The sequence below is a fragment of the uncultured Slackia sp. genome (assembly GCF_959608125.1).
Taxonomy (GTDB): domain Bacteria; phylum Actinomycetota; class Coriobacteriia; order Coriobacteriales; family Eggerthellaceae; genus Slackia.
Window position 1 is genome coordinate 1 of the sequence record NZ_CAUHPG010000013.1, and the last position, 24,057, is coordinate 24,057.

The 24,057-nt window shown below is 61.4% G+C and carries 18 protein-coding genes; 15 read left to right on the top strand and 3 right to left on the bottom strand.

Going from position 1 to position 24,057, the window contains the following annotated elements:
- Window positions 1–64: 64 nt before the first annotated feature.
- On the top strand, window positions 65–253 hold the full coding sequence (locus tag Q6E04_RS05350) for a 4Fe-4S binding protein (protein WP_123198312.1): 189 nt from the start codon (window positions 65–67) through the stop codon (window positions 251–253).
- Between the two features lie 62 nt (window positions 254–315).
- Here Q6E04_RS05350 and Q6E04_RS05355 read toward each other — a convergent pair whose 3' ends face one another.
- On the bottom strand, window positions 316–1,839 hold the full coding sequence (locus tag Q6E04_RS05355) for a response regulator transcription factor (RefSeq protein ID WP_303249775.1): 1,524 nt from the start codon (window positions 1,837–1,839) through the stop codon (window positions 316–318).
- 253 nt (window positions 1,840–2,092) lie between these two features.
- On the opposite strand from Q6E04_RS05355, the gene Q6E04_RS05360 reads away from it, so the two are divergent.
- The 3 genes from Q6E04_RS05360 (at window position 2,093) to mazG (ending at window position 4,690) form a co-directional block, all read left to right on the top strand.
- Window positions 2,093–3,112 carry a hypothetical protein gene (locus Q6E04_RS05360; protein WP_303249776.1) on the top strand — a complete coding sequence of 340 codons (1,020 nt, stop codon included), beginning with the start codon at window positions 2,093–2,095 and terminating at the stop codon, window positions 3,110–3,112.
- 8 nt (window positions 3,113–3,120) lie between these two features.
- A complete protein-coding gene (locus Q6E04_RS05365; RefSeq protein WP_303249777.1) occupies window positions 3,121–3,750 on the top strand; it encodes an iron-sulfur cluster assembly scaffold protein in 630 nt (209 codons plus the stop codon).
- A gap of 127 nt (window positions 3,751–3,877) precedes the next feature.
- Window positions 3,878–4,690, top strand: a complete 813-nt coding sequence (gene mazG, locus Q6E04_RS05370) for a nucleoside triphosphate pyrophosphohydrolase (protein ID WP_303249778.1) — start codon at window positions 3,878–3,880, stop codon at window positions 4,688–4,690.
- 144 nt (window positions 4,691–4,834) lie between these two features.
- On the opposite strand, the gene Q6E04_RS05375 is transcribed toward mazG, so the two are convergent.
- Window positions 4,835–6,949 carry an aldehyde ferredoxin oxidoreductase gene (locus Q6E04_RS05375; protein WP_303249779.1) on the bottom strand — a complete coding sequence of 705 codons (2,115 nt, stop codon included), beginning with the start codon at window positions 6,947–6,949 and terminating at the stop codon, window positions 4,835–4,837.
- Between the two features lie 270 nt (window positions 6,950–7,219).
- Between Q6E04_RS05375 and Q6E04_RS05380 the strand changes: the two genes are divergently transcribed.
- The 10 genes from Q6E04_RS05380 to htpG all read left to right on the top strand — a co-directional run bounded on the left by Q6E04_RS05380 (window position 7,220) and on the right by htpG (window position 20,133).
- A complete protein-coding gene (locus Q6E04_RS05380) occupies window positions 7,220–7,939 on the top strand; it encodes a 4Fe-4S binding protein (RefSeq protein WP_303249780.1) in 720 nt (239 codons plus the stop codon).
- A 59-nt stretch (window positions 7,940–7,998) separates the two neighbouring features.
- Window positions 7,999–8,649 (top strand): molecular chaperone TorD family protein, encoded by a 651-nt coding sequence (locus Q6E04_RS05385; RefSeq protein ID WP_303249781.1) that lies wholly within the window; start codon window positions 7,999–8,001, stop codon window positions 8,647–8,649.
- Between the two features lie 30 nt (window positions 8,650–8,679).
- The gene (locus Q6E04_RS05390; RefSeq protein WP_303249782.1) at window positions 8,680–10,884 is read left to right on the top strand and encodes a molybdopterin-dependent oxidoreductase; all 2,205 of its coding nucleotides are present in this window, start codon (window positions 8,680–8,682) and stop codon (window positions 10,882–10,884) included.
- Complete coding sequence (locus Q6E04_RS05395) at window positions 10,884–11,423, top strand: 4Fe-4S dicluster domain-containing protein (RefSeq protein ID WP_303249783.1); 540 nt, start codon at window positions 10,884–10,886, stop codon at window positions 11,421–11,423. The genes Q6E04_RS05390 and Q6E04_RS05395 overlap by 1 nt, the downstream gene beginning before the upstream one ends.
- Before the next feature lie 6 nt (window positions 11,424–11,429).
- Entirely contained in the window at window positions 11,430–12,314 is an 885-nt protein-coding gene (gene nrfD / locus Q6E04_RS05400) for an NrfD/PsrC family molybdoenzyme membrane anchor subunit (protein ID WP_303249784.1), read from the top strand.
- Window positions 12,315–12,631: 317 nt separating this feature from the next.
- Entirely contained in the window at window positions 12,632–13,399 is a 768-nt protein-coding gene (locus Q6E04_RS05405) for an SDR family NAD(P)-dependent oxidoreductase (RefSeq protein WP_303249785.1), read from the top strand.
- Window positions 13,400–13,779: 380 nt separating this feature from the next.
- A complete protein-coding gene (locus Q6E04_RS05410; RefSeq protein ID WP_303249786.1) occupies window positions 13,780–15,492 on the top strand; it encodes a Na/Pi cotransporter family protein in 1,713 nt (570 codons plus the stop codon).
- Between the two features lie 174 nt (window positions 15,493–15,666).
- Window positions 15,667–16,944, top strand: coding sequence for a DNA (cytosine-5-)-methyltransferase (gene dcm / locus Q6E04_RS05415; protein ID WP_303249787.1), 1,278 nt, complete (start codon window positions 15,667–15,669; stop codon window positions 16,942–16,944).
- Between the two features lie 145 nt (window positions 16,945–17,089).
- Window positions 17,090–17,884, top strand: coding sequence for a peroxide stress protein YaaA (yaaA, locus tag Q6E04_RS05420; protein WP_303249788.1), 795 nt, complete (start codon window positions 17,090–17,092; stop codon window positions 17,882–17,884).
- A gap of 302 nt (window positions 17,885–18,186) precedes the next feature.
- Window positions 18,187–20,133, top strand: coding sequence for a molecular chaperone HtpG (htpG, locus tag Q6E04_RS05425; protein WP_303249789.1), 1,947 nt, complete (start codon window positions 18,187–18,189; stop codon window positions 20,131–20,133).
- Between the two features lie 494 nt (window positions 20,134–20,627).
- On the opposite strand, the gene Q6E04_RS05430 is transcribed toward htpG, so the two are convergent.
- Window positions 20,628–22,175 (bottom strand): response regulator transcription factor, encoded by a 1,548-nt coding sequence (locus tag Q6E04_RS05430; protein ID WP_303249790.1) that lies wholly within the window; start codon window positions 22,173–22,175, stop codon window positions 20,628–20,630.
- 235 nt (window positions 22,176–22,410) lie between these two features.
- Between Q6E04_RS05430 and Q6E04_RS05435 the strand changes: the two genes are divergently transcribed.
- Window positions 22,411–24,057, top strand: a complete 1,647-nt coding sequence (locus Q6E04_RS05435) for a molybdopterin-dependent oxidoreductase (RefSeq protein ID WP_303249791.1) — start codon at window positions 22,411–22,413, stop codon at window positions 24,055–24,057.

A 24,057-nucleotide genomic window follows, 5' to 3' on the forward strand; every position in this document is an offset into this window, starting at 1 on the left:
TGCAGACGATAGGAGCTCGTCTTGCTGCGAGCGCCGGTGTATCCGATGGAAAAAGGAGTATGTTATGCCTCATCCCGTACTTGAAACCGATGAATGCATCGGCTGCGGCATCTGCGTCGACGCATGCCCTCAGGGCGTTCTTGAGATCGCCGGCGGCGTTGTCGTGCTCGAGAACGAAGACGCTTGCATCGCATGCGGCGACTGCGTCGAAGAGTGTCCCATGGGCTGCATCACCGAAATCGTCGAGGACTAACTCGCTTTTTCGCGTACATTGCATCGGAGTCGAAAGCCGCCCTTCTGGCGGCTTTCGTGCGTTTAGGCGGTGTATTGGGCGATGTAGTCGAGAATCTCCTGGCGTGAGTGGAGGTCGGTCTTTGCGTAGATACGCTTGATGTGCGTATGCGCGGTGCCGGGCGAGATGCATAGCTCGTCGGCGATTTTGCGCTGCGTCAGGCCGAGCGCGTACAGCGTAAGTACTTCGGTTTCACGGTCGGAAAGCATGAACTGTTCCTGGAGCTGCCGTGTGTTGTTCTGCATAAGGGCGCGGCGGATGCTCTCGGGGTCGTCGGGAACGTCATCGACGTCGTCGAGGCCGAGAAGCGTCTGTATGCTTTTCGACGTGCTGCTGTCGGCGCCGTCTTTTTCGCGATGGTCCACCCAGACCAGTTGGATGAATGCCACTTGGGCGCTTGCCAGGATGGGCCCGGCCACGATGGCCGTTTGCAGGGCGTCGCCCGAGGCGTAGGGGGCGATCGCCACGATGCCCGAGCGCGCAAGGGCGCGCGGAAGAATATAGACGGTCCATCCTGCGGCCGCGTAATAATAGGGGTCGCGTTTGCCGAAGCTCGAGAACGCGATCACCAGGTACCACATGAATCCTGTCATGCCTGCGTTGAACACGGTTGTGAACATCGCACCGATGTCGGGCGCATCGGGGAAGGCCGCATAGGCCGCCACGGCGAAGATGCCGAACATTTCAAGCATGAGCCAGATCGTAGTGGACATGATGCTGCGTGATCCACGAAACGATTGCCAGATCAGCACGGCGAAAAACGTCATGACGACGAGCATGTATCCGATGCGGGTAGCGGGCTGGAACGGCACGGCCTGGCCGTTGGGAAATCCGCGTAACGCGCCCACGGCGATCGATAAGACGAACATGCCGAACGCAAGAACGCCCAGCACGTGCACGCCATCTTGCGTGCGCTTGGCGAATCCGAAGTATCCGATCGGCATTTTGTCTGCGTGCGCCTTTTCGGGAAGAGGCTTGAGGCGCGCCTTTTTTTGGAAGAAGAATTGAAGGGATGCCGCCATGCCTACGGCGATGCATGCCATGCCTCGCGGCAGCAGCGATGCGACGTAGATGATAGGTTCGCTGAGCAGAAGCGACCCGAATGCGATTGCTGCTGCGGCCGACGAGGATGTGCCCCGCGCTCTGCGAAGCCAATAGAAGATGGCTATCCAGCTTGCAAGCGTGATTATCGTTGACAGAACGAGTTCGAAGAAGCGCCACGTTTCGGGCAGGAGTATGAGTACGCCCAGCAGGATGGTGGCTGTCGACTGGATCGCTATGGCTGCGGCGGTGAGTATGAAGACGGCTTTTTTAGGAAGGCGTTTGCGTGTGGCGCCTAGGTACAGCATGAGTATGACGATCGGCGCCATGGCGGCCAAGCTGCTGCCGTCGGTGAATACGCCGGCATCGGTGCTTGCGTAGCTTCCGTAAGTGGCCACGATCAGGCCGAGTCGCGCGCACATCAGGCCGAGGACCGTCGGGGCGAGAAGCCGCCAGGCCTGGGCGATGTCCGACATGGTTTTGCTGGTTTCGGCATGTCGCGTCATATGAAAGTTCCCCCTCCAGAACTAAGAACTGCCATTATAACGCCGCATCGGCGTCGACGTTCGAGCCGTGCCGCATGCTCGTCGCGCTCGATGCGGTTTCCGCCGGGTTTCGCGGAGGTTTCCACAAGAAGGATGTTATATATCCTGAAAGAGGGTACAGGCTTTGTCCGAGGTCGTGGCAGCATGGGCGCATTGGTTGTTTTGCATGCGCGGCTGTCGCCGCGTTGCCCGAGCGATTGAAAGAGGGGCGTATATGAACGAGGCATTCGAAGGCCGTCAGGCCGATGTGGCCGCCGGGGGCGGCGTTTTCGACGCGGAGGCTATGCAACGCACTCCGGAAGAGGAATTCCTCGCTGCCATGCTTTCCGGTCGCGACGTGTCCGACCTGGTTGATCCCGACGAGGCGCGCGCGGCCGAAGAACAGCGCATCGCCGCGATGGACGACGCCCAGCGCGAGGCGTATTTCGAGCACGAGGCGTTGCAGACCGTGTTCGACGACATCCGCCTGCGTTCTCGCGGCGGCGAACTGACTACTCCCGATTATTGGGAGTCGGTGGGCCTTGTTCCCGAGCACATGGAGGCGGGCCCGTTCACGGCGCTGGTATTCGATACGATTATCGACGCGCAGGCCAAGGCCCAAGAGCGTCGCGAGGCGGCAGAGGCTGCGGCGAAAGAAGCTTCGTTTGCGGACGCTGCAGCCGTCGAGGCTTCCGGCGCCGAGGCTCGCCAGGGCGCTGACGCGCCGGCGCCTGCCGATTCCGAGGCGGATGCTTCTGCGGAACCCGCCGTTCAGCCCGTCACGTCCGCGACGGCCGAAGCCGCTGCGGGCGGGTCCGGCGAAGCCGCAGAGGAGCACGGCCTTGCGGCCGAGGCTCTGGAAGAGGTTTGGGAGCTCGACGACATCGCGGTTCTGGAGGGCTCGAGCGTCTATCTGTATTCGACCGACGAGATGAGCGAATCGTTCGCGCGTTGGGCGTTTCTTGCCGCCGAGAACGATGACGTGGCCACGCTGGTCGAAAACGCGCGCCACGAGTCGAAAGTCTATCCGCGTCCTATGAAGGCGAAATCGCTGACGAACCGCCCGGTCTATATGACCGCGGAGCGCATCGCGGCCGCGTTCGAGGCCGTGCAGGAATCGGGCCTGTATCCTGATGTGAAAACGTGCAGCGCATCCAATGGCGATGTGTATTTCTATTCCATCGATTATCTGAGCGACGCGCAGGCGAAGGCTTTGGCCGAATGGGAATCGGTCGAGCGTCGCGCCAACATGTAGGAGGCTCCATGTACGATTACGAAGGTCACGAAAACATCGACTTCTCTGATTCAGAGCCTGCGAAACACCAGGCCAGTGGCAAGACGGTGCGCATCATCCGAACGCAGGACATCTATCAGGTGGACCCTGAAGAGGACATGAGCGTCTATTCGCCGCGCATCGTGGAGCTGGCGGGCCGCTTCGAGCATGCGGGCATTCCCGAGGATTGCAACGCCGCATCCATGGCGGGCGTTTCCAAGCATGGCGAACGCGCCGTGCAGCTGTTCGCCACGATCGACCCCGACACCGAGACGTTCGTGCGCGCGGGCTTCCGTTGCCGTGGAGACGTGGCCACGATCGCCGCGGCGAGCCTTGCCGCCGAAACGGTGGAGGGCAAGACGATCGACGAAGCTTTGGCCGTTACGGCGAACGACCTGAAAAAAGAGATGGGTAAAATGCCTGCTGACCGTGTGACAAGGCCTTACCTTGCTGCATGCGCTATTCGTGCGGCTATCGGCGATTTCTATATCCGCGCCGGCCGCGATATCGCCTGGATCGAAGAGCGCGTGCCGTGCGATGAATGCAGCGTGGCGTGCTCGATTTGCCAGCATTGCTCGCTGCGCGACCAGCGCATCTCGCTGCGTTTCGCGAAGAACTAGCCTCCGGCGTTTCCGTGCGGCCGCCTTTCGCGCGAATCGCCGCGCGCGCCTGCCACGCCGCCCGACGCTGCGCTATGCTCGGTGCGGAAACGCAGATGCGGCGCGGCCGCATGACGAAGGGAGGCCCATGGCCGATAAAGGACAGGCGCCTGAGGGGCGTCGAGAGGCGTTCGATGCATTCGTGAAGACCATTGCGGCCCTGCGCGCGCCCGACGGGTGTCCGTGGGATCGCGAACAGACGCACGAAAGCATCGCGCACAACATGATCGAAGAAGCGTTCGAGGCGGTGGACGCCATCGAGTCGGGAGACGTGGCTCATTTGCGTGAAGAGCTCGGCGACGTGCTGCTGCAGGTGGTGCTGCAGAGCCAGATCGCGGCCGACGAAGGCGAGTTCACGATCGACGACGTGTGCCGCGACGTCGACGCCAAGATGATCCGCCGTCATCCGCACGTGTTCGGCGAGCAGGCCGCGCACGACAGCGCCGAGGTGCTCGATATCTGGGATTCCGTGAAAATGAAGGAGAAGCAAAGCGCCGATGCGCAGGCATTCGAGCACACGGGCTTGCTCGAAGGGGTGCCGACGAGCTTTCCCGCGCTGATGCAGGCTCAGAAGATTTCACGAAAGGCGGCCGCTGCAGGCTTCGAATGGGATGATGTCGACGGCGTGTGGGGCAAGGTTATGGAGGAAGTCGCGGAGTTCAAGGCCGCCGCCAACGCCGACGAGGCCGAGGACGAGTTCGGTGACATTCTGTTCGCGCTGGTCAACGTGGCACGCTGGCACCACGTGGATGCCGAAGGCGCCCTGCGTCGCTCGTGCGCGAAATTCCGTCGCCGCTGGTCCTTCATCGAAGGCGCGGCGTGGGCCAAGGGCTGCGACGTGTCCGAGCTTTCCATGGACGAGATGGAAGAGCTCTGGCGGCAGGCGAAGGCCCGCGAGTAGCGCTTTCGCGATCATTGCAAGAAAAAGGCTTCCGGACCCGGTCCGGAAGCCTTTTTTCGTCGTTAGAGGATGCCGACTTCCCTTGGTCCGGGTCGTGGCCGCCGTGCGTCGCGCCGACGGCCACGAGGAAGAGAAGGGGCGGTCTTACAGCAGGCCGAGAGACTGCAGTTCGTCTTTGACGTCTGCCATGCCGTAGTCGTCGAGGCATGCGGCGGTCGGGCAGCCCTTCTGCTCGTCCCAGCCGAATTCCCTGTAGACCATGCCCAGAGCGGTCTGGAAGTCCTCGCGCTCCATCTTGTCGGTGCCTGCGGTGAAGGGCTGGATCTCGGGATCCTTCGTGAACACCCACTCGGTGATGGTGTCATGCTCGTTGCGCATGTCGTTGGTGCCCATGCCGCGCACGGTGTTGGCGCGCTGCAGCGTCATGACGGAGGCGGCGCGCTTGTATAGCTCGTCGCGGGTCATCTCCTCGCCGGTGACGGCGGTGTAGAACTTCGCCTCGAGGTCCAGGTCGCCGCGGTAGTCGCGGGACTTGCTGGGCGACATGGTCATCGGCCACACCCAGTTGCACAGGGTCAGGCAGTCATGCAGGACGTCGGTGACGATGCTCCACCAGCAGAACTTCGCCTTGTACTCGTTCATCGGCGTGTAGTTCTTGTTCTGGTCGATGGCCGTCTCGCTGCCCCAGACCTCCTTGGCGATCTGCTGCTTGATTTCCCACGGAAGGCCGCAGCCCTGGAAGTTGACGGCGGAGTGGATCATGTCGTCGCGGTTGAACATCATGTTGTACACGGCGCCGACCTGGCCGAAGCACTCGATGGCGTGATGCACGGGCCAGCCGCGGTAGTTGATCAGCGTGGAGGTGGCGGTGTCGAACCAGCCCTGGTCGTTCCAGCGCTCGCACCATACCAAGGGGCCGTAGCCGATGTAGGCGAGTTCGGAGTCGTTCTTCGCGAGCTTGGTCAGGATCTCCACCATGACGGTGGGGTCTTTGGACTCGTTCTCGAAGCCGGCCCAGTTGATCGAGGCGTACTCCTCGGCGGGCAGGTTCTTCTCGAAGACGCCGGCGCGGTAGCAGTGGGCGATGTCGCGGTAGAGCTGCGCGTAGTTGCACCACAGGCCCAGGTTGTCCATCGTGGCCTGGGTGGTCATGTCCCACAGCACGCTCTCGTCATCGGCGATTTCGAGGCCCAAGATCTTCTTCATATAGATGGAAACGGGGAAGTTGGCCGCGCAGGTGTTGCCGACGGTCTCGAAGCCCGCGGTGGAGCCTGCCGCCTCGACGCGCAGGTCGGAGTAGCAGTGGATCGGGCAGCTGTGGCAACCGTTCATCTTTACGGTGTACTTTTCGGCTGCGGGACCGAGGTCCTTGGTGGACTTCATGCAGCGGTAACCAACGGTGTTGAGCTCGCCGGGCTTGGGCTCGCCGGTGTTGATCGGGCCGCCCTCGGCCAGAGCCCAGGTCAGACCGTCACGAGCGGTCCAACGGCTGCCCTCGTCGTAGAATTCCGCCCATTCCTGCTGGGTGGAGGGAACGACGTGGTTGTTGTTGGAGCCGATGATGTCGGCAAGCATGTAGTCGGACAGCTCTGCCACGGCTTTCGGGTCCTTGACGTACACGGAGCCGTTGCCCTCGACGACGACGGCTTTGCACTTCTTGGATCCGAGGATTGCGCCGACGCCTGCGCCTGCGGAATGGTTGCGGGCGTTGATGATATTGGAGTACGGCAGCAGGTTTTCGCCCGCGGGGCCGATGGTGGCGACGCACGCTTTGTCGGAGACGAGAGTGTTGAGCGCCTCGGTCGCGGCACGGGTGCCAAGGCCCCATACGCCGTCGGCAGATTCGATGGTGATATCGCCATCGATGATTTTGATGAAAACGGGAACGTCGGATGCGCCCTCGACGATCAGCGCGTCCCAGCCGGCGAGCTTCAGCTTGGCGCCGAACATGCCGCCCATGTGGGAATCGACCACCAGGTGGTCTTTGGTGAAGGTGGACAGGTGAGCAAGCGTGGTGCGGCCGGCCAGAGGCACGCCCGATGCGGTCAGCGGGCCCACGGCGAAAATGACCTTGCTCTCCGGAGCAAGCGGGTCGGTTCCGGCGGGCACTTCGTCGTACATGATTTTGTTGGCGATGCCCATGCCGCCGATATATTGCTTGTACGGATCGGTGGATTCGACCGAGATGGCGCCAGTGGTCAGATTGACGCGCGCGATCTTGCCGGCCCAGCCGAACGAGATGTTGTCTTCTTTTGCCATTGTCTGATCTCCAAGTCTTGTCTGAAAACAGTGACGTGAAGCGACGTGTGCGGAGGCATGTGCGTATGCGACCGTTTCCGGTCGGTTGCCATTATGCGCAGTCCCTTGTTTTTCGTGTCCCCTCTTTGAGGGGATTGTTGCTCATCTGCGATTTTGCCCCGAAGGAGGGTACGGCCTTCAGTGGTGGAGCGGCATTATGGCTGCTGTGCGAAGTGCGTTTTGAGGGGGTATGTGTCCTTGATTCAGAAGGACCTAGGAAAGGAACATTCGATGGAGGAGAAGAAGGGCGCTTCAGAGCAGCTGGTCGATTCCGCCGAGAAGGCATCGACCGAAGGCAAGGCAGCGCAGGGGGGCTTCACTCGTCGTCAGGTCGTCATCGGCGGCGTCGGCGTCGGCTTGGCCGGCCTCATCGCGGGCGGCGCGCTTGCGAAATGGGGTGTCGTCGAAGACAGCATCGCATCGGGCCGCATCGTGCTCGATCCCATGCCGCAGAAACTTATCGTGACCGATCGCGCCCGTTGTTCGGGTTGCCAGCGTTGCGAGCTCATGTGCTCGCTTCGCAACGACGGTCGCGCGTGCCAGAACACCGCCCGCGTGCGCGTGTGGCAGAACTATAACTTCGGGCCGGGCGGCGAAAGCCAGGACGGCATTTTCGGCAACTGCCAGTTCACCGTCGAGCATTGCAAGCAGTGCAAGGATGCATGGTGCGCGAAGAACTGCCCCGTGCATGCCATTGCTCCCGACCCCGAGACCGGCGCCCGCGTGGTCGATCCCGAGGCGTGCATCGGCTGCGGTATGTGCCATGAGGCCTGCCCCTGGAATATGCCGGTCGTCGATACCGAGACGGGCGTTTCCACGAAGTGTATCGCGTGCGGCCGCTGCGCCGTACAGTGCCCGAACGGCGCGATCAAGTTCGTCGACTGGAAAGACATTGCGCAGGAGGCCATTGACAAGGGCATCGTGCGCACCGCCACGCTCGTCGAAGCGTAGCGCCCTACCGGAAACATCACGACGTTTCGAAGAGGACGAACGAAAAAGGGGATGACGCCATGGGCAATCCAGCCGTGTTTTCGGTCGCGGCGCAGTGCTTCGCCGGAATGGACGAAGCGGGCTATGTCGAGCTGACCGCTCCCGAGGTATGGGAGGGCTTCGTTGAAGGACTCGGCGCCTCGGTCGGGACTTGCGCATCGGACGGCCGTTCGGGCGCCTGTTGGATCGGCGCTCTGAAGACTCCGCCGTCATTCGCCGATTACGACGGTTTTTGCCGCCGTCATTTCACGGGAGGGCTTCCCGGGTCGGCACTGCCGGTCGAATCGCTGTATCGCCCCGACGCCGCGCCCGACGCCGCGCGCGGTGCAGGCTATGGCGCCGAGCCGGCTCGTTATATGGAAGAGCTCATCGAACGCATGGGCCTTTCCCTTCCGTCCGCCTATCGGGCGTGGCCCGATCATCTTGCCTTGGAGCTGGACATGCTGGCCGTTTTGCAGCGGTCGGGGTGCGAATCCGAGGCCCGTTCGTTTCTGTCGGAGCGTTTCGGTTGGCTGGCCGATTACCGTCGGCGCCTCGCGAGCCTCGATGATCCCGCAGCACCGTTTTTCGTCGCGCTTGTCGATGCCTTGGTCGGCATCGTAGGCGGCGAAGCAGCGAAGGCGGCATCCGTCGCGGCGGATTCGTGTGCGTCCGGCGACATGTCGGCATAGAAAACGTTCTTTATAAGAGAGGAACCGAGAATGTCAGAAAACGCTATTACAAGGCGAAGCTTTCTGGCCGGCAGCGCAGGAGTGGCCGCTCTTGCCGCAGCGGGCGGATACATGAGCTTCGGCGCGTGGAAGCAGGCGTGCGCTGACGAACCCGCGTCCGACGAGGGTTCTTGGTTTGCCTATAGCATGTGCAACGCCTGTTCGAGCAAGTGCGGATACAAGGCCTATGTCAAGCGCGGCCGCCTGTCCAAGCTTATTCCCAACGAATACGATGCGCATGCCCAGGGCAAGATTTGCGCGCGCGGCTACGGCTATCCCGCCATCGTTTATTCAAAGGACCGTTTGACCGATCCTTTGAAGAAGAACGACAAGGGCGAATTCGAGGTCATTAGCTGGGAGCAGGCCTATCAGGAAATCGGCGACAAGGTGAAGGCTATCCTGGATTCGGACGGCCCTCAGGCGCTCGCCATGGTGCAGGACCCGCGTCCGAGCGGAGCATATTACACCAAGCGTTTCATGGACGCGCTGGGCTCGCCGAACTACTACACCCACGGTGCCGCTTGCAACATTTCCAAGGCATCGGGCTTTTCGCAGGTCATCGGTGCGGGCGATTTTTCCGCCGATGTCGAGAACTCCAAGATGATCATGTATATCGGCCGCTCCGTGGCCGATGCCGTCCGTCCTGCCCATTTGCTGGCGCTGCAGAAAGCGCACGACAACGGCGCGAAGGTCGTCATGGTGGACCCGCGTTGCAACAACTCCACGGTATTCGCCGATGAGTGGCTCCCCATCAATCCCGGCACCGACCTTGCGTTTTTGCTTGCCATGAGCCATGTACTCATCCGCGATGGCATCTACGACGCCGCCTACGTGGCCGAAAACGTAGTGGGCTTCGATGAGTTCGCCGCCGGCGTGAAGGACTGCACCCCTGCTTGGGCCGAGGCGATCTGCGGCATTCCCGCCGCCGATATCGAGCGCCTGGCCGTCGAGTTTTCCCAGGCGGCGCCTGCTGCATGCATCGACGCAGGATGGCGCGGCGCTTTCGGCAATCAGTATGCCAACTCCGGCGAAACGGCTCGCGCCATCGCCGTGTTCAATACGCTGCTCGGCTGCTGGAACCAAAAGGGCGGCGCGCTGTTCCTTCCCAGCGTTTCCGCAGGCAAGCTTGACGAAGAGAAGTTCCCCGCCGTTCCGAAGCCCGAGGGTAAGAAGGTGGGTTCCGAGGAATATCCGCTTGCTTCTTCGAGCATGGGCGTGAATGTGTTCGCTGCCCAGCGTGCGAAAGAGGGCGCGATCAAGGGCATGTTCTTCTACAACTCCAATATGGTTGCGGGTTATTCCAGCCCTGTGTATCTGCAGGAGTGCCTGGATGCCCTGGATCTGTGCGTCGTCGTGGACATTCAGATGTCGGAAACCGCCTTGTGCGCCGATTACGTGCTGCCCGAGTGCAGCTTCCTCGAGCGCTTGGAGTTGCCCGCGTTCAACGGCGGCATGGTGCCTTCCGTTTCGCTGCGCGACAAGGTTCTCGACATCGTGCATCCTAATACCAAGCCGTGCGACGAGATCTTCACGGGTCTTGCCGAGGCGTGCGGGGTCGGCGAATACTTCCCGTTCACGGTGGAGGAGCTTGCCGATGCGCAGCTGAAGTCGGTGGGCCTGAGCCTGGACGCGCTGCGTGAGGTCGGTACGATTTCCTTCCCTGAGAAGGCGTTCGAATACGGCAAGACGCCGAAGTGGAAGACGCCTTCCGAGAAAATCCAGTTCGTCAGCGAGGCGTGCGCCGCTGCGGGCTATACCCCCGCGCCGACGTGGGTCGCACCTGCGGTCACGCCCGCGGGCGGCAATCAGTTCCGTCTGATCACGGGCAAGCAGGCTATGCACAGCCACACCATGACGGCGAATTGCGAGCCGCTCATGGCCATCACGCAGGATTACGACCTCACGCGCATTTGGATGAATGCCGATCGTGCCGAGCAGCTCGGTATTTCCGACGGCGACGAGGTGGAGGTCTCCAACGACCGGCACACCGGTCGCTGCCGCGTCAAGGTGACCCAGCGTCTCAACCCCACGGCCGTCTTCCTGCCGCCGGCATATGGCTGCTCGTCGAAGGACCAGCATACGGCTTACGGTATCGGCCTCCGCTCGACCGACTTCCAGGCCTATCAGCTCGAGAACGGCTACGGCTCCACCATGTCGCACGAGATTTTGGTCACGGTTAAGAAGGTAGGTGCGTAATGGCCCGCTATGGAATGCTTATCAATACCAAGAAGTGCGTAGGCTGCTTCGCCTGCCGCACGGCGTGCCAGAGGCAGAACGACCTGCTTCCGAACGAATCGTTCATCAAGTTCCACGAATTCGAGCGTGGAACGTATCCCAACGTGACGATCGAGCACGTTCCCACGCAGTGCATGCATTGCGTGGACGCTCCGTGCCAGGCGGTGTGCCCGACCGGCGCGACGTATACCACCGAGGACGGCATCGTGTGCGTCGACCACGGCCGCTGCATCGGCTGCAAATACTGCATGGCCGCCTGCCCGTACGGCGCTCGCGTGGTCAACGAGGAGACGGGTGCGGTGGACAAGTGCCGCTTCTGCACCGTGTCTGCGCTCGACGGCACCGAGATGTGCACGTGTGTGACGGCGTGTCCTACCGGCGTGCGCGTCTTCGGCGACCTGGACGATCCCGAGTCCGAGGTTTCCAAGCAGATCGCCGAGTTGAACGCCCAGCCTATCGACGGCGACTTGACCGAAGCTAAAGTCTTTTACGTGAGGTGATGAAGGATGTCATTCGAACCTATCTGGGGCGCTCCCATCGCCTGGTACCTGTTCCTTGCCGGTTTGGGCGGCGGCGCGTTCGTGACGTCGGCGTTCCTGCGCTGGCGTCACCCCGAGGCCGCCAACATGCGCAAGGCGGGCCATATCATCGCGCCTGTCGTGGTGATGATCGGTCTGGTACTGCTGATGGTCGACGCCGAAGCCGGCCTGCATAACCCGCTGCGCTTCGCGTTGCTGCTGCACAATCCGTTCTCGGTCATGACCTGGGGTGTTGTGTTCCTGGCGGCCTTCATGGTAATCGCACTGGTCGTGCTGCTGCTCGATTTCCTGAAAAAGCGCGTTCCCGCATGGCTGGAAATCGCGGGCGTCGTATTCGCGGTGTGCGTCGCCATGTACACGGGCGCTTTGCTGGGCGTGTGCAAGACGTTCCCCCTGTGGAACAACGCCTTGCTGCCCATTCTGTTCCTGGTGTCCGCCATGTCGGCGGGCGCGGCGTCGGTTCTGCTGGTGGGCGCGCTACGTTTCGCCGACGAGTTCGAGGCCGTGGGTCTGCTGAAGAAGGCGCATTACTGCCTGCCCCTGATCGAGATCGTGCTGGTGGCTGCGCTGTGCTTCATCACCAGCTACAACTCCACTGCTGGATTCGATTCGGTGATGGGTCTGGTGTGCGGCTCCTGGGCTCCGCTGTTCTGGCTGGGCCTGGTGGTCGTGGGCCTGGTGGCTCCGACCGCCGTCGAGACTTGGCTGCTCTTCTTCGCTCCGAAGGAGTTCGAGGAGTCTTCCAAGGCTCGCATGATCAGCGTCGGCGTGGATGCGTGCGTGTTGGTGGGCGGCTTCCTGCTGCGCTACCTGGTGGTCATGGCCGCGTTGCCTGTCGTGTTCGTCATGTAGGCCGCGTCTGTAGCCGAAATACGCCTTCGCCGCGTTTGTGCGATGGGCCGACGGTTCGTCGTCGGCCCATTTTTTATACGTGCATGCACTGCTGCCGCCTTGCGGTCGAGCGATCCGCCATGTGCTGTATTCGGCCGGACGGCAAGCCGTACATCGAGCACCGCGCTCGCCGTCAGTGTTTCCGGCGTGTTTCATTCCGCGAAACCCGTGCTGTATGCGCCCGAAAAAACGCCCTTCGGCGAATTGCGCGCCATGTGCCGGCAATTCGCTATTACGTTTGGACCGTAAAAAGAAACACCCGAAGTCAGGAGGCTTTCATGGGCAAGTTCGACGGCAAAGTAGCCATCATCACGGGCGGCGGCAAAGGCGGCGGCATCGGCTGGGGCCTTTCCACGGCATTCGCCAAAGAGGGCTGCAACCTGGCCATTACAGGTCGCAACGTCAAAAAGCTCGAAGACGCCAAGGAAGAGCTCGAGCGCCTGTACGGCATCAAGGTGCTGTGCCTGCAGGCCGACGGCGGCGACGAAGCCCAGGTCGAAGCCGCGGTCAAGCAGGTAGCCGATGAATTCGGCCGCATCGACTTCCTGATCAATAACGCCCAGAATTCCGCATCGGGCCTTACGTTGATCGAGCACACCAAAGAAGATTTCGACAAGGCCGTGTTCTCCGGATTGTACGCCGCTTTCTTCTATATGAAGCACTGCCATCCCTACCTTAAGGAAGCGAAGGGTTCCGTGGTGAACTTCGCGTCGGGCGCAGGCCTGTTCGGCCGGTACGGCCAGAGCTCTTATGCTGCGGCGAAGGAGGGCATCCGCGGCATGACGCGCGTCGCCGCCACCGAGTGGGGCCCCGACGGCATCAACTGCAACGTCATTTGCCCGCTGGTCATGACCAGCCAGCTCGCCGCCTGGAAGGAAGAGTATCCCGAGGCTTACGAGAAGACCATTCAGGGCATTCCCGCGGGTCGCTTCGGCGATGCCGAAAGCGACATCGGACGCACGGCCGTATTCCTGTGCTCCGAGGACGCCAGCTATATTTCCGGCGAAACGCTGACCCTGCAGGGCGGCAGCGGCCTGAGGCCGTAGCGTTCGCGCGGACATCGCGTTTTATATGTATGGGAAGGCGGCCTTCGGGCCGCCTTTTTCGCGTTTTGCGAAAGCGCTTCGTGTCTGGCGCTTCGATTGCGCCGCAGTTGGGCGACGTCGCCATCTTGCCTAGTCGGCGCATTTTGCACGCCGTGTCTGCTTTCGGATGCATATCGCGGTAACGAAGCGCGCCCTTTTATGCAAAATAGGCGTCAATATTGCATTTACGCAGATAAGAGCGCATAAGCCCCTCGTTTTGCTCCGCGCGACTTTGCATTTATTTTACATTTGCAAAGTCTACGCGAATCGTTTCGGCCGCTATACTGCTCCCTCGATGGTTTCATGCAGATGCCCCCGTACGAACTGAGGAGAACGCTTTCGTGGACACCGTGCTTCCTACCGCCTTGGGTCTTCTTGGCGGCCTTGCCATCTTCATCTTCGGTATGAATATGATGAGCGACAACCTGCAAAAGGTTGCCGGCGAAAAGATGAAGAGCATCCTTTCCCTTCTGACTAAAAATCCGATTCTCGGCGTTTTGGCCGGTGCGTTGACGACGGCCGTGCTGCAGAGCTCGAGCGCCACGACGGTCATGGCGATCGGCTTCGTGAGCGCGCGCCTGATGGGCCTGCCCCAGGCCATTTCGATCATTTTGGGCGCCAACATCGGCACCACGATCACGGCGCAGATCATCGCCTTCAAAATCACCGACTACATCTTGGCGTTCGTGTTCATCGGCTTCTTGGTTTCGTTCATCGCCAAGACCGAGCGTGTGAAGAGCGTCGGCCTGAGCATCCTGGGCTTCGGTCTTTTGTTCCTGGGCATCGAGACCATGGGCGATTCGATGAAGCCGCTGGCCACGAGCCCCGTGTTCATCGATATGATTTCCCAGGTGGTCGACGTGCCTATTCTGGGCGTTGCCGTAGGCACGATCATGACGGTCATCGTCCAGAGCAGTTCTGCCACCATCGCGGTGCTGCAGAACCTGGCTGCCACCGCCGGCCCCGACGGCGTGACGAGCGTTATCGGTTTGACGGGCGCGATTCCCGTGCTGTTGGGCGACAACATCGGCACCACGATCACGGCCCTGCTTGCCAGCATCGGACAGAGCCGCAACGCCAAGCGCGTGGCCGTGTCGCACAGCTTGTTCAATATCTCCGGATGCCTGATCTTCATTTGGTTCATCCCCGCATTCGCTGCATTCATTCAGGCCATTTCGCCTGCGGGCCCCGAAATCGAGGTCATTTCGCGCCAGATCGCGAACGCCCACACGTCGTTCAATGTCGCCATGACCCTGCTCTGGCTGCCGTTCATCTGGCTCATGGTGAAGATCGTCATGCGTATCATTCCCGAGAAGCGCGCGGGGTCGAAGGTCGTGTCCGATCCTGCCGAGCCCATGTATCTCGACGATCGTCTTATGTCTCAGCCTGTGGTCGCGCTGCAGATGGTCGCTCAGGAAATCGAGCGCTGCGGCGAAACGATCCGCGTGTCGCTCCACGACATTTCCGCAGCCCTGCGCGACCGCGATTCCAAGCGCATCGACGAGGCGGCGCGTAAGGCCGAGGCGGCCGGCGAGCTGTGCCAAAAGGTGACCGACTACCTTGCCGAAATCTTCGCGGCGGGCGCTCTCAACGAGGACCAGGCGGCGCATACCATGAAGCTGATGCGCGGCTTGAACGATGTGGAGCGCGTGGCGGCGTTGTGCGGGCATATCGTGAAGTCCTGCAAGGGCGTGAAGTATTCCGAGGCCGCGATCGACGAAGCCCAGAGGGCGATGGCTATCGCGGAAGAGATGTTCGCTGGCGCCATGAAAGCCCTGGCGTCGGGCGATTCCGCCGATGCGAAGCGCGTGTTTTCTGCGAGCGCCAGCTTGGTCGAGGCCGAGACCGGCGCACGCAAGGCGCATATGAAGCGTATGGCCGCGAAGGAATGTTCGCCTGCCATGACCGCCGTGTTCAACAGGCTGCTTTACGATATCGGCCGCGTCGGTACGAGCTGCATGAACATCGCCGACCTGGTGAAGGCCGACAAAGACGTGCTCGATTACTTCATGATCGACCCCGAACTCACCCAGGAAGGCGCGTCGCAGGCGTAGGCCTTCCAGCGTGACCCTTCGATAGCTTGCTTGCGAAGCCCCGGTTGCCTCGAGCGCCGGGGCTTCTTGCGTCCGGGGCGTATGCGGTTCGCACCGCCCGCCCGTGCGATCTTGACGGAGCGGGTTCTATTTGCGATCATGGATCCGGTACGAACGAATGCTATGGAGGCTTGCATGACGAAGATTCGCGTTGCCGAGCTGTTTGCGGGCGTGGGCGGGTTCCGTCTTGCGCTTGACGGATACGATGATGAAAAGCGTGGCTGGCATTTGCCGGCGGCGGGTGATTTCGAAACCGTCTGGGCGAACCAGTGGGAGCCTCCTGGAACTGAAACGCGTCAGTTCGCGGCGCGCTGCTATGCCGAGCGTTTCGGCGAAGGATCCATCGTCAATGAAGATATCGAACGCGTGCTCGACCAGGTAGAGGCGGGCGAGCGCTCTATGCCCGCGCACGACATGCTGGTGGGCGGCTTCCCGTGCCAGGACTACTCGGTGGCGCGGCCGAAGAACCAGTCGGGCGGCATCGAGGGCAAGAAGGGCGTGCTCTGGTGGCAGATCTATCGCTTTCTGTACTTGTGCTCGCCGAAATACGTGCTGCTTGAAAACGTCGACCGTCTGCTGAAGTCGCCAGCATCGCAGCGCGGCCGCGATTTCGCCATCATGCTGGCGTGTCTGAACGAGCGCGGCTATTCGGTGGAGTGGCGCGTGGTGAATGCGGCCGATTACGGTGCGCCGCAGCGCCGCCGCCGCGTGTACGTGTATGCCGAAAAGGACGCGCCTGCGTGGAATATCGAGGAGCGCGTGCGCGAAGCCGGCGTGATGGCCGAGGCGTTTCCCATCAATCGCCTGGTCACGAAGGTGAATGCGTTCGCGGTGCAGGGCGAGCCGTACGAGGTGAGCGAGAACTTCGGCAAAGGCCTGAAGGCGTCGCCGTTCCACGGGGCGGGCGCCATGCAGAACGGCGAGGTGTTCACCGCGGAGGTGACGCCCGTGTACGGCGGTCCTTTCGCCACGCTCGGCGACGTGCTGATCCCCGAAGAGCAGGTGCCCGAGGCGTTTTTCATCGACGACGACAAGCTCGAGCGCTGGGAGTATTTTAAGGGCGCCAAGAAAGAGGAGCGCACGCACGCGTCGGGCTTCACGTACATGTACAGCGAAGGCGGCATGACGTTTCCTGATGCGCTCGACAAGCCGTCGCGTACCATTTTGACGGGCGAAGGCGGCGCGGGCGCGTCGCGCTTCAAGCATGTGGTGAAAACCGAAAGCGGCCGATATCGCCGCCTGGTGCCCGACGAGCTCGACCGGCTGCAGACCTTCCCGAAAGGCTGGACCGCCACGGGCATGACCGACGGCCACCGTGCGTTTTGCATGGGCAACGCGCTCGTGGTGGACGTGGTGCACCGCATCGGCAAGGCGATCGCGCGTCGAGCTTCCGATGAGGCACCCGCGATTTGATAACGTTTTTTATCGGATCGCCTGAAAACGAGATAATCCGATAAAGAAATGCGCTATTTTTTATCGGATTAATACGTATTGGATATCGGACTGATGGGCCGCGCGACGCTAGCTTCGTGTATTTGCTGCGACAGAAAGAAACACCATGCTGTTCATAATTTCTCCTGCCAAGAAGATGGTGGACGCAAGCGATGCGTTCGCGTGGCGCGACATGCCGCGCTTTCTTCCGCAGGCGTGCGAACTGATCGAGGCGCTGCGCGCGCTTTCTTACGACGAGGCGAAGGCGCTGTGGAAGTGCAGCGACGCGCTGGCCGAGCTGAATTACGAACGCGTGCGCAGCATTGATCCCGCGTGTGGCGCGGCGTGCACGCCGGCGGTGTTTTCATACGAAGGCATCCAGTATCAGAACATGGCGCCGCGGGTCATGACGGGGGAGCAGCTTGATTATCTGCAGCGGCACCTGCGCATCCTGTCGGGGTTGTACGGTGCGCTGCGCCCGCTCGATGCGGTGGCGCCCTACCGTCTTGAAATGCAGGCGAAGCTTGCCGTGGGCGGCGCGCGCGACCTCTACGGCTATTGGGATTCGCGCCTGTACGAGGCGCTGGCGGATGATTTGGCGCGTCAGGAGGGCGATGCCGCCAGCGAACGCACGATTGTGAACCTGGCGTCGGTCGAATACGCCAAGGCCGTGCTGCCGCATGCGAAGGCCGCCGCGAAAGCGGGCGGCGACGTGCGCGTGGCGACCTGCCTGTTTGGCACGCTTCGCGACGGCAAGCTGGTGCAGCGTTCGACCGAGGCGAAGGCCGCGCGCGGCACCTTCGTGCGCTGGTGCGCCGAAAACGCGATCGAGCGCGCGGAGGATTTCAAGTGCTTCGATGCGGCGGGGTATGCGTTTGACCAGGAGTCATCGACGAACGACTCCTTCGTGTTCGTGAAATAGCGGCGCAGTTCGTTTGTGCGGAATGAGGCGCGGTCGGGGTTCGGCCGCGCTTTTTCGTTTTCGCAACGAAACGTCAACATTGCATGGAGCCTTCTTGGGCTTCGGTTGACAGCGCAATGGTCAGTACTACAATCTAGGTTAGCACTCACATCTCTTGAGTGCTAAAAAAGCGATTCGCGGCGAACCGTCCGCATGCGATGGACATCAAGCGCGACTCGCATGCCGGCGCCATCGCCCATTTCCCTACGGTCATAACGTTGCGGCCCGCCCGCGCGATGCATGAAAGAAGGAAGGCTTCATCCATGAAGAAGTTCAAGACAGAGAGCAAAAAGCTGCTCGACCTCATGATCAACTCGATTTACACCAACAAGGAAATCTTCCTGCGCGAGCTCATTTCCAACGCTTCCGACGCGGTGGACAAGCTTTACTTCAAGAGCCTCACCGATTCCGACGTAAAGGTGGGCAAGGATGAGCTGGCCATTCACGTAGGCTTTGATCGCGACGCGCGCACCGTCACGGTGAGCGATTCCGGTATCGGCATGGCCAAAGACGAGTTGGAGAAGAACCTGGGCACCATCGCGCATTCCGGCAGCCTGGAGTTCAAGACCGACAACGCCGAGGCCCAGGGCGACGACGTGGATATCATCGGCCAGTTCGGCGTGGGCTTCTATTCCGCCTTCATGGTGGGCAAAGAGGTGCGCGTGACCTCGCGCGCCTACGGCTCCGATGAAGCCTGGTGCTGGGTGAGCGACGGCGTGGAGGGCTACACGATCGAGCCCGCCGAGCGCGCCGACCACGGCACCGACGTGGTGGTCGTCCTCAAGGACAACGCTGACGAGGAAAACTACGACACCTACCTGTCCGAGTGGGGCTTGAAGAATCTCATCAAGAAATACAGCAACTACGTGCGCTATCCCATCCAGATGGAATGCGAAAAGACGCGCGAGCTGCCCAAGCCCGAAGATGCCGGCGACGACTATAAGCCCGAATTCGAGCACTACACCGAAACCGAGACCGTCAACTCCATGATTCCGATTTGGAAGCGCAGCAAATCCGACGTGACCGAAGAGGAATACAACGAGTTCTACAAGTCCGACTTCCACGATTGGGCCGATCCCGCGCGCACGATCAGGGTCCACGCCGAAGGTGCACTGACCTACGATGCGCTCATGTTCATCCCCACGCGCGCGCCGTACGACCTGTACAGCAAGGATTTCAAGAAAGGTCTGGCGCTGTACAGCTCCAACGTCATGATCATGGAGAAGTGCGAAGAGCTGCTGCCCGATCACTTTAATTTCGTCCGCGGCGTGGTGGACAGCCAGGACCTGCAGCTCAACATTTCCCGCGAAACGCTGCAGCACAACAGCCAGCTGCGCGCGATCGCCAAGAAGCTCGAGAAGAAGATCAAGGGCGAACTGGCGAACATACGCGACAACGACCGCGAAGCTTACGAGGCGTTCTTCGAGCAGTTCGGCCGCGGGCTGAAGTACGGCATCTACACCAGCTACGGCATGAACAAGGGCGAGCTGGCCGACCTTCTGCTGTTCTATTCGGCCAAAGAGGAGAAGATGGTCACGCTGGACGAATACGTGGCCGCCATGCCCGAGGGCCAGGATGCGATCTTCTACGCCGCCGGCGAATCGGTCGAGCGCCTGGTCAAGATGCCCGTGGTGAAGGCCGTCATGAACAAGGGCTACGACGTGCTGCTGTGCACGCAGGATGTGGACGAGTTCTGCTTCCAGGCCATGATGGGCTACGGCAAGCCCGCCGCCGAAGGCGAGGAGTTCGTCGAAAAGCCGCTGAAGAACGTGGCGTCGGGCGACCTGGGCCTCGAGACCGAAGACGAGAAGAAGGCCGCCGAAGAGGCTGCGAAGGAAAATGAGAGCCTGTTCGGCGCCATGAAGGACGCGCTGGGCGAGCACGTGTCCAGGGTGAGCGTGTCTACGCGCCTGGCCGCGGCCGACGATGCGCCCGCGTGCATCACCGCTGAGGGTCCTGTGTCGCTCGAGATGGAGAAGATTTTGTCTCAGATGCCCGACGGCGGCGAAGACATCAGGAGCCAGCGCGTGCTCGAAGTGAACGCGCAGCATCCGATTTTCGCCACGCTCAAGGCCGCGCAGGAGGCGGGCGATGCCGACAAGGTGGCAAGCTATGCCAGCCTGCTGTACAACCAGGCTCTCCTGGTCGAGGGCATGCCTCTGGAAGATCCCGTCGCCTTCGCCAACGAAATCGCGAAGCTGATGAAGTAAAAGAGTTGCGACGGCCTTCCAGCCGCCGCAACGGCTCGACGCTGCAAAGCTGCCAGGGCTTGCCGCGCTCCTGCGGCGTACATACTGCCCGCATAGGAAAGGCCCGCACACCGCGGGCCTTTCCTGCATTTAGCGAGCTTCGGCGGCCGATTTCTTCTTGGCGTCGGCGTTTCGGCTGGGAGCGATCGCGGCTGCGGCGCCCTCGGCGGCGTACTTTGGAAAAAAGGGGCGCCTGAGGCCAAAAAATGCGAGGTTTGGCACGGAATGCTAGCGGTGGCCCCGTATCGGTGCGAAGTTAGTCCACATATAAGAGAAAAGCGTCGTGTATTTCGGCATATATGAGCTCGAAGCGCACCGCGGATGCCTTTTCGCGCGGCAGAACCTCGAAAAAATGGCCTGACAGGCCTTCTTTTTCCAAGAAAGCCCCGCCGCGGCGCCGGCGGGCGGGTCGGACCCGCGAATCGGCCCTCATACCGCGGGCCCCTCCCGCGCATTTAGCGGGCTTCGGCGGGTTCGGCGCCTCCGGGTTCCTCGTTCTTGCCGAACACCAGGTCGAGCATTTCTTGGCGATTACCTACGTCGAGCTTCTTGTAGATATGCGCGATATGCGTCTTCACGGTGTTTTCCGCCAGGACGAGTTCGTCTTGAATGTAGACGCGGGTGCGCCCTTGGGCAAGCAGCACGAGCACCTCGGTTTCGCGGGGCGACAGCTTGTATTCGTTCGAAATTTCCAGGCAGCGTTCTTCGATGCTGGCCGCGATGCGGTCGGCAAGGGCGGTCGATTCCTCTTGCGCTTCGTCCTGCTCGCCCTTTTCCGCCATGTCGACATTGCCCGTGTTGGTATGGGAGACGATCATGGTGAGCAGGTAGATGGCCGTAATGGCGACGGCCATGACGGGCGCATCCAGCGTGTCGCTATCGCCCAAAAGGAACAGCCAGGCGGTCGATACCGCCGCGTAAACGCCCATGGCAAGGCCGACCACCCTGCGGCCGGGCATGGCGGCGTTTGCAATCGTGCAGACGATCGATGCCCAGAACAGCATGTGCGCGAATGAATCGTCCAAGATCATGAACGTGTACAGAAGCGCCGACTGCGGACCTTGCGAGAACAGCATGATCAGCGATGCGAACAACGTGAGCACGATGAGAAGGAACGCCGGCTGGAAGCGGGTCAGCACGGGGCGGCTTTCAGCACGTACGAGCGCATACCAGGCGAAGAGGAACACCCCCGCCGCATATGCGGCAACGAGGCCGAACGACGACGTCATGGGTGCGGGGTCGAATTTGGCGTCCCATGTGCCGCAGGGGCTCAGCGTGCGTACGGTGGCAAGAAGGACGGCGGTGGCGAACAGCAGGACGAAGGTCTTCCCCGTCCTGCTTTTGAGCGCTTCTCTTCCTGATTCGACCGGTTCGACGTCGCTCGCGCCGCCCTCGAACCCGCGAGCGCTTGCCTCGGCATCGGGGTCTTGTCGCTCCTCGCGCTCGACCATGGAGCGCACAAGCGTCAGAAGGACCATGGATATGAACGGCAGCGATACCGCAATGGCGGAAATGGCCGTTTGCGAGAAGGTGGATTCGATGACCAGCCTGACAACGGGCTCCATGGAAAGCGCGGCGGCCAGGCAGTATACGATGCGCGCGATCGAACCCGTGCGCGCGAGCAGCAACCCGTAGCTTACCACGAACCAGCAATATCCTGCACCGAGCGCCAGAAGGCCCGTGATGCAGAGCATGGCAGGTGGGAATAGATTCTGATTGGATGCCAGCGCGATGCAGGCGGTGCCGGTGGCGCCGATGAACGGCAAAAGCACCGATAGCGTGGCGTCGGCGGCGCGGGGCAGCCTAGGCTTCGCGGCGAAGGCGATGCTGAGCGCGAGGATGCCGGCAAGGAAGAAGACGCGAGGGTTCACCACGAGGAATTCGGGCAGTGCGCTGCGCAGGCCGAACACATGATCGGACAGCGCCGACCATACGAAAACCAGTACGAGGCCGACTGCCGCATATGCAGAACAAAGCGCCGAGGCGCCTAGGCGGTGTGCCATAGTTCTCCCTTCGCGCCGATGGCGTTTTATTCACGAACGTCCCTATTCTAACCGACAAGTTATTTCTGACAAGGCATCAACCAAACCGGGTTATGCCTTCCACCTGGGGTTATATAAAGTTCGCCCCTTTACGTCGATGGAAGCGCGGTTGTCCGGAGGGTAGGGTTTTCTTCCGGCGCCGCGAAAAGGAGGGCGCCGAGACATGCGCATGACGCGCAAAAGGAAAGGGGGAACAATGCGGAAAACAGGAAGGGGAGTCAAGGGGAAACTCGCGCTTGCGGCCGTGACGCTTGCGGCCGGGTCCATGATGGCCGCCGGCTGCGTACAGCAGGACGCTGCCGAGACCGACGCTGCGGCGAACGAAACCCAATACTCCGACACGTACGAAGAGGCGGAGGGCATTCTGGCCGAAATCAACGAGCGCCAGAACAAGATCAACGAAGAATACGCCCCGGAAATTCGTACGCTTGAAGACGGCACCAAGGTGCAGCGTACGCCTACCGAGTATCGCGGATATCACTGGAACCGTCCGTACACGAACGGCAACTCCTACAACACTTACTGGCTGGACGCCGACAACCGCGGTTGTAACGCCTGCCACGAGGACCTGAAGGACACGCTGGCCGGCATGGAGTACTCGCACCTCACGATTTTCAATCCGGCTTTGAACAACTGGATCACCGTCGACCAGTGCATGCTGTGCCACAGCGATGACGACGGCTACGAAATGGGCACGCTCATGCATGCCGTGCATTACGGCGAACGCAATAACGCCAACTTCGAGCAGCGCGGCGGCGAATGCCAGAGCTGCCACAACATGACCGAGAACGGCGAAGGCGTCGAGCTTTGGGACCAGGTCAAGTACGACCACATGGACGGCATCGTCAAGGAAGAGGATGTTCAGGGCGAATTCACCTTCGACCAGACCACGACCAACACCATGGACGAGATGTTCACCTACGACTGGATCCATTCCGATTACGACCACCTGCTGGCCATCATGGGCAAGAACGGCGAAGACCTGCCCCTGCCCCAGGAAATGGTGGACAACTGGGAAATCAACATCACCGGTCTGGTGAACCAGCCCTACACCGCTAAGCTCAAAGACCTGATCTCCGAGGCCGAGGCCGAAGGCGCGACGGTCACCAAGATTTCGAAGATCCACTGCCTCGACAACATGCCTGGCGGCGGCGGCATCTCCAACGTCGAAATCACCGGCATTCCGCTGAACTGGCTCATCGAGCGCGGCGGCGGTCTGAAGGAAGGCGTGACCGGCGTGACTATCGACCGTCGCGAGTTCCATACCGACGGCGCGCAGAATCACAGCACGCGCGGCACTGCTCCCGAGAAGTTCGACGATGTCTATCTGGTCTATGAAATCGGCGGCGAGCCGCTGAGCGTGAGCGCCGGCGCTCCCTGCCTCAACTGGATCGAGGCCAACGACGCCCAGGGCAATGTCAAGCAGTGCGTGGGCTATCACCTGACCGATGAGGACAAGGACTGGGCGGCCATCTCCGAGAACGGCTTCGACAGCTACGACGAGGGCCCCTACATGAACAAACCCAACGTCACCACGCTCGGCGTGCCTGACGGCAAAATCATCGAGACCGGCAAGCCCTTCACCTTCGAAGGCTATGCGGATGCATTCGACGAGGCCGTGACGAAGATCGAGTTCTCGATGGACGGCGGCAAGACCTGGACCGCGTTCGACCTGGGCCAGACCGACCCGCGTCAGTGGGTGTGGTGGACCTTCACCTGGACGCCCGAAACCGACGGCAGCTACGTGCTCATGACCCGCGGCACCACCGATACCGGCCTGGTGACCGACGAGGGCTACATCCACAAGGTCATGGTCACCGCGAAGACGAACGTGGAGGAATAG

Coding starts and splice junctions, on each gene's coding strand:
- Q6E04_RS05405 (WP_303249785.1), top strand. CDS start 12,632: ATGGGCAAGTTCGACGGCAAAGTAGCCATCATCACGGGCGGCGGCAAA.
- Q6E04_RS05390 (WP_303249782.1), top strand. CDS start 8,680: ATGTCAGAAAACGCTATTACAAGGCGAAGCTTTCTGGCCGGCAGCGCA.
- Q6E04_RS05380 (WP_303249780.1), top strand. CDS start 7,220: ATGGAGGAGAAGAAGGGCGCTTCAGAGCAGCTGGTCGATTCCGCCGAG.
- Q6E04_RS05355 (WP_303249775.1), bottom strand. CDS start 1,839: ATGACGCGACATGCCGAAACCAGCAAAACCATGTCGGACATCGCCCAG.
- yaaA (WP_303249788.1), top strand. CDS start 17,090: ATGCTGTTCATAATTTCTCCTGCCAAGAAGATGGTGGACGCAAGCGAT.
- mazG (WP_303249778.1), top strand. CDS start 3,878: ATGGCCGATAAAGGACAGGCGCCTGAGGGGCGTCGAGAGGCGTTCGAT.
- Q6E04_RS05395 (WP_303249783.1), top strand. CDS start 10,884: ATGGCCCGCTATGGAATGCTTATCAATACCAAGAAGTGCGTAGGCTGC.
- Q6E04_RS05365 (WP_303249777.1), top strand. CDS start 3,121: ATGTACGATTACGAAGGTCACGAAAACATCGACTTCTCTGATTCAGAG.
- Q6E04_RS05375 (WP_303249779.1), bottom strand. CDS start 6,949: ATGGCAAAAGAAGACAACATCTCGTTCGGCTGGGCCGGCAAGATCGCG.
- Q6E04_RS05350 (WP_123198312.1), top strand. CDS start 65: ATGCCTCATCCCGTACTTGAAACCGATGAATGCATCGGCTGCGGCATC.
- dcm (WP_303249787.1), top strand. CDS start 15,667: ATGACGAAGATTCGCGTTGCCGAGCTGTTTGCGGGCGTGGGCGGGTTC.
- Q6E04_RS05360 (WP_303249776.1), top strand. CDS start 2,093: ATGAACGAGGCATTCGAAGGCCGTCAGGCCGATGTGGCCGCCGGGGGC.
- Q6E04_RS05435 (WP_303249791.1), top strand. CDS start 22,411: ATGCGGAAAACAGGAAGGGGAGTCAAGGGGAAACTCGCGCTTGCGGCC.
- Q6E04_RS05385 (WP_303249781.1), top strand. CDS start 7,999: ATGGGCAATCCAGCCGTGTTTTCGGTCGCGGCGCAGTGCTTCGCCGGA.
- nrfD (WP_303249784.1), top strand. CDS start 11,430: ATGTCATTCGAACCTATCTGGGGCGCTCCCATCGCCTGGTACCTGTTC.
- Q6E04_RS05430 (WP_303249790.1), bottom strand. CDS start 22,175: ATGGCACACCGCCTAGGCGCCTCGGCGCTTTGTTCTGCATATGCGGCA.
- htpG (WP_303249789.1), top strand. CDS start 18,187: ATGAAGAAGTTCAAGACAGAGAGCAAAAAGCTGCTCGACCTCATGATC.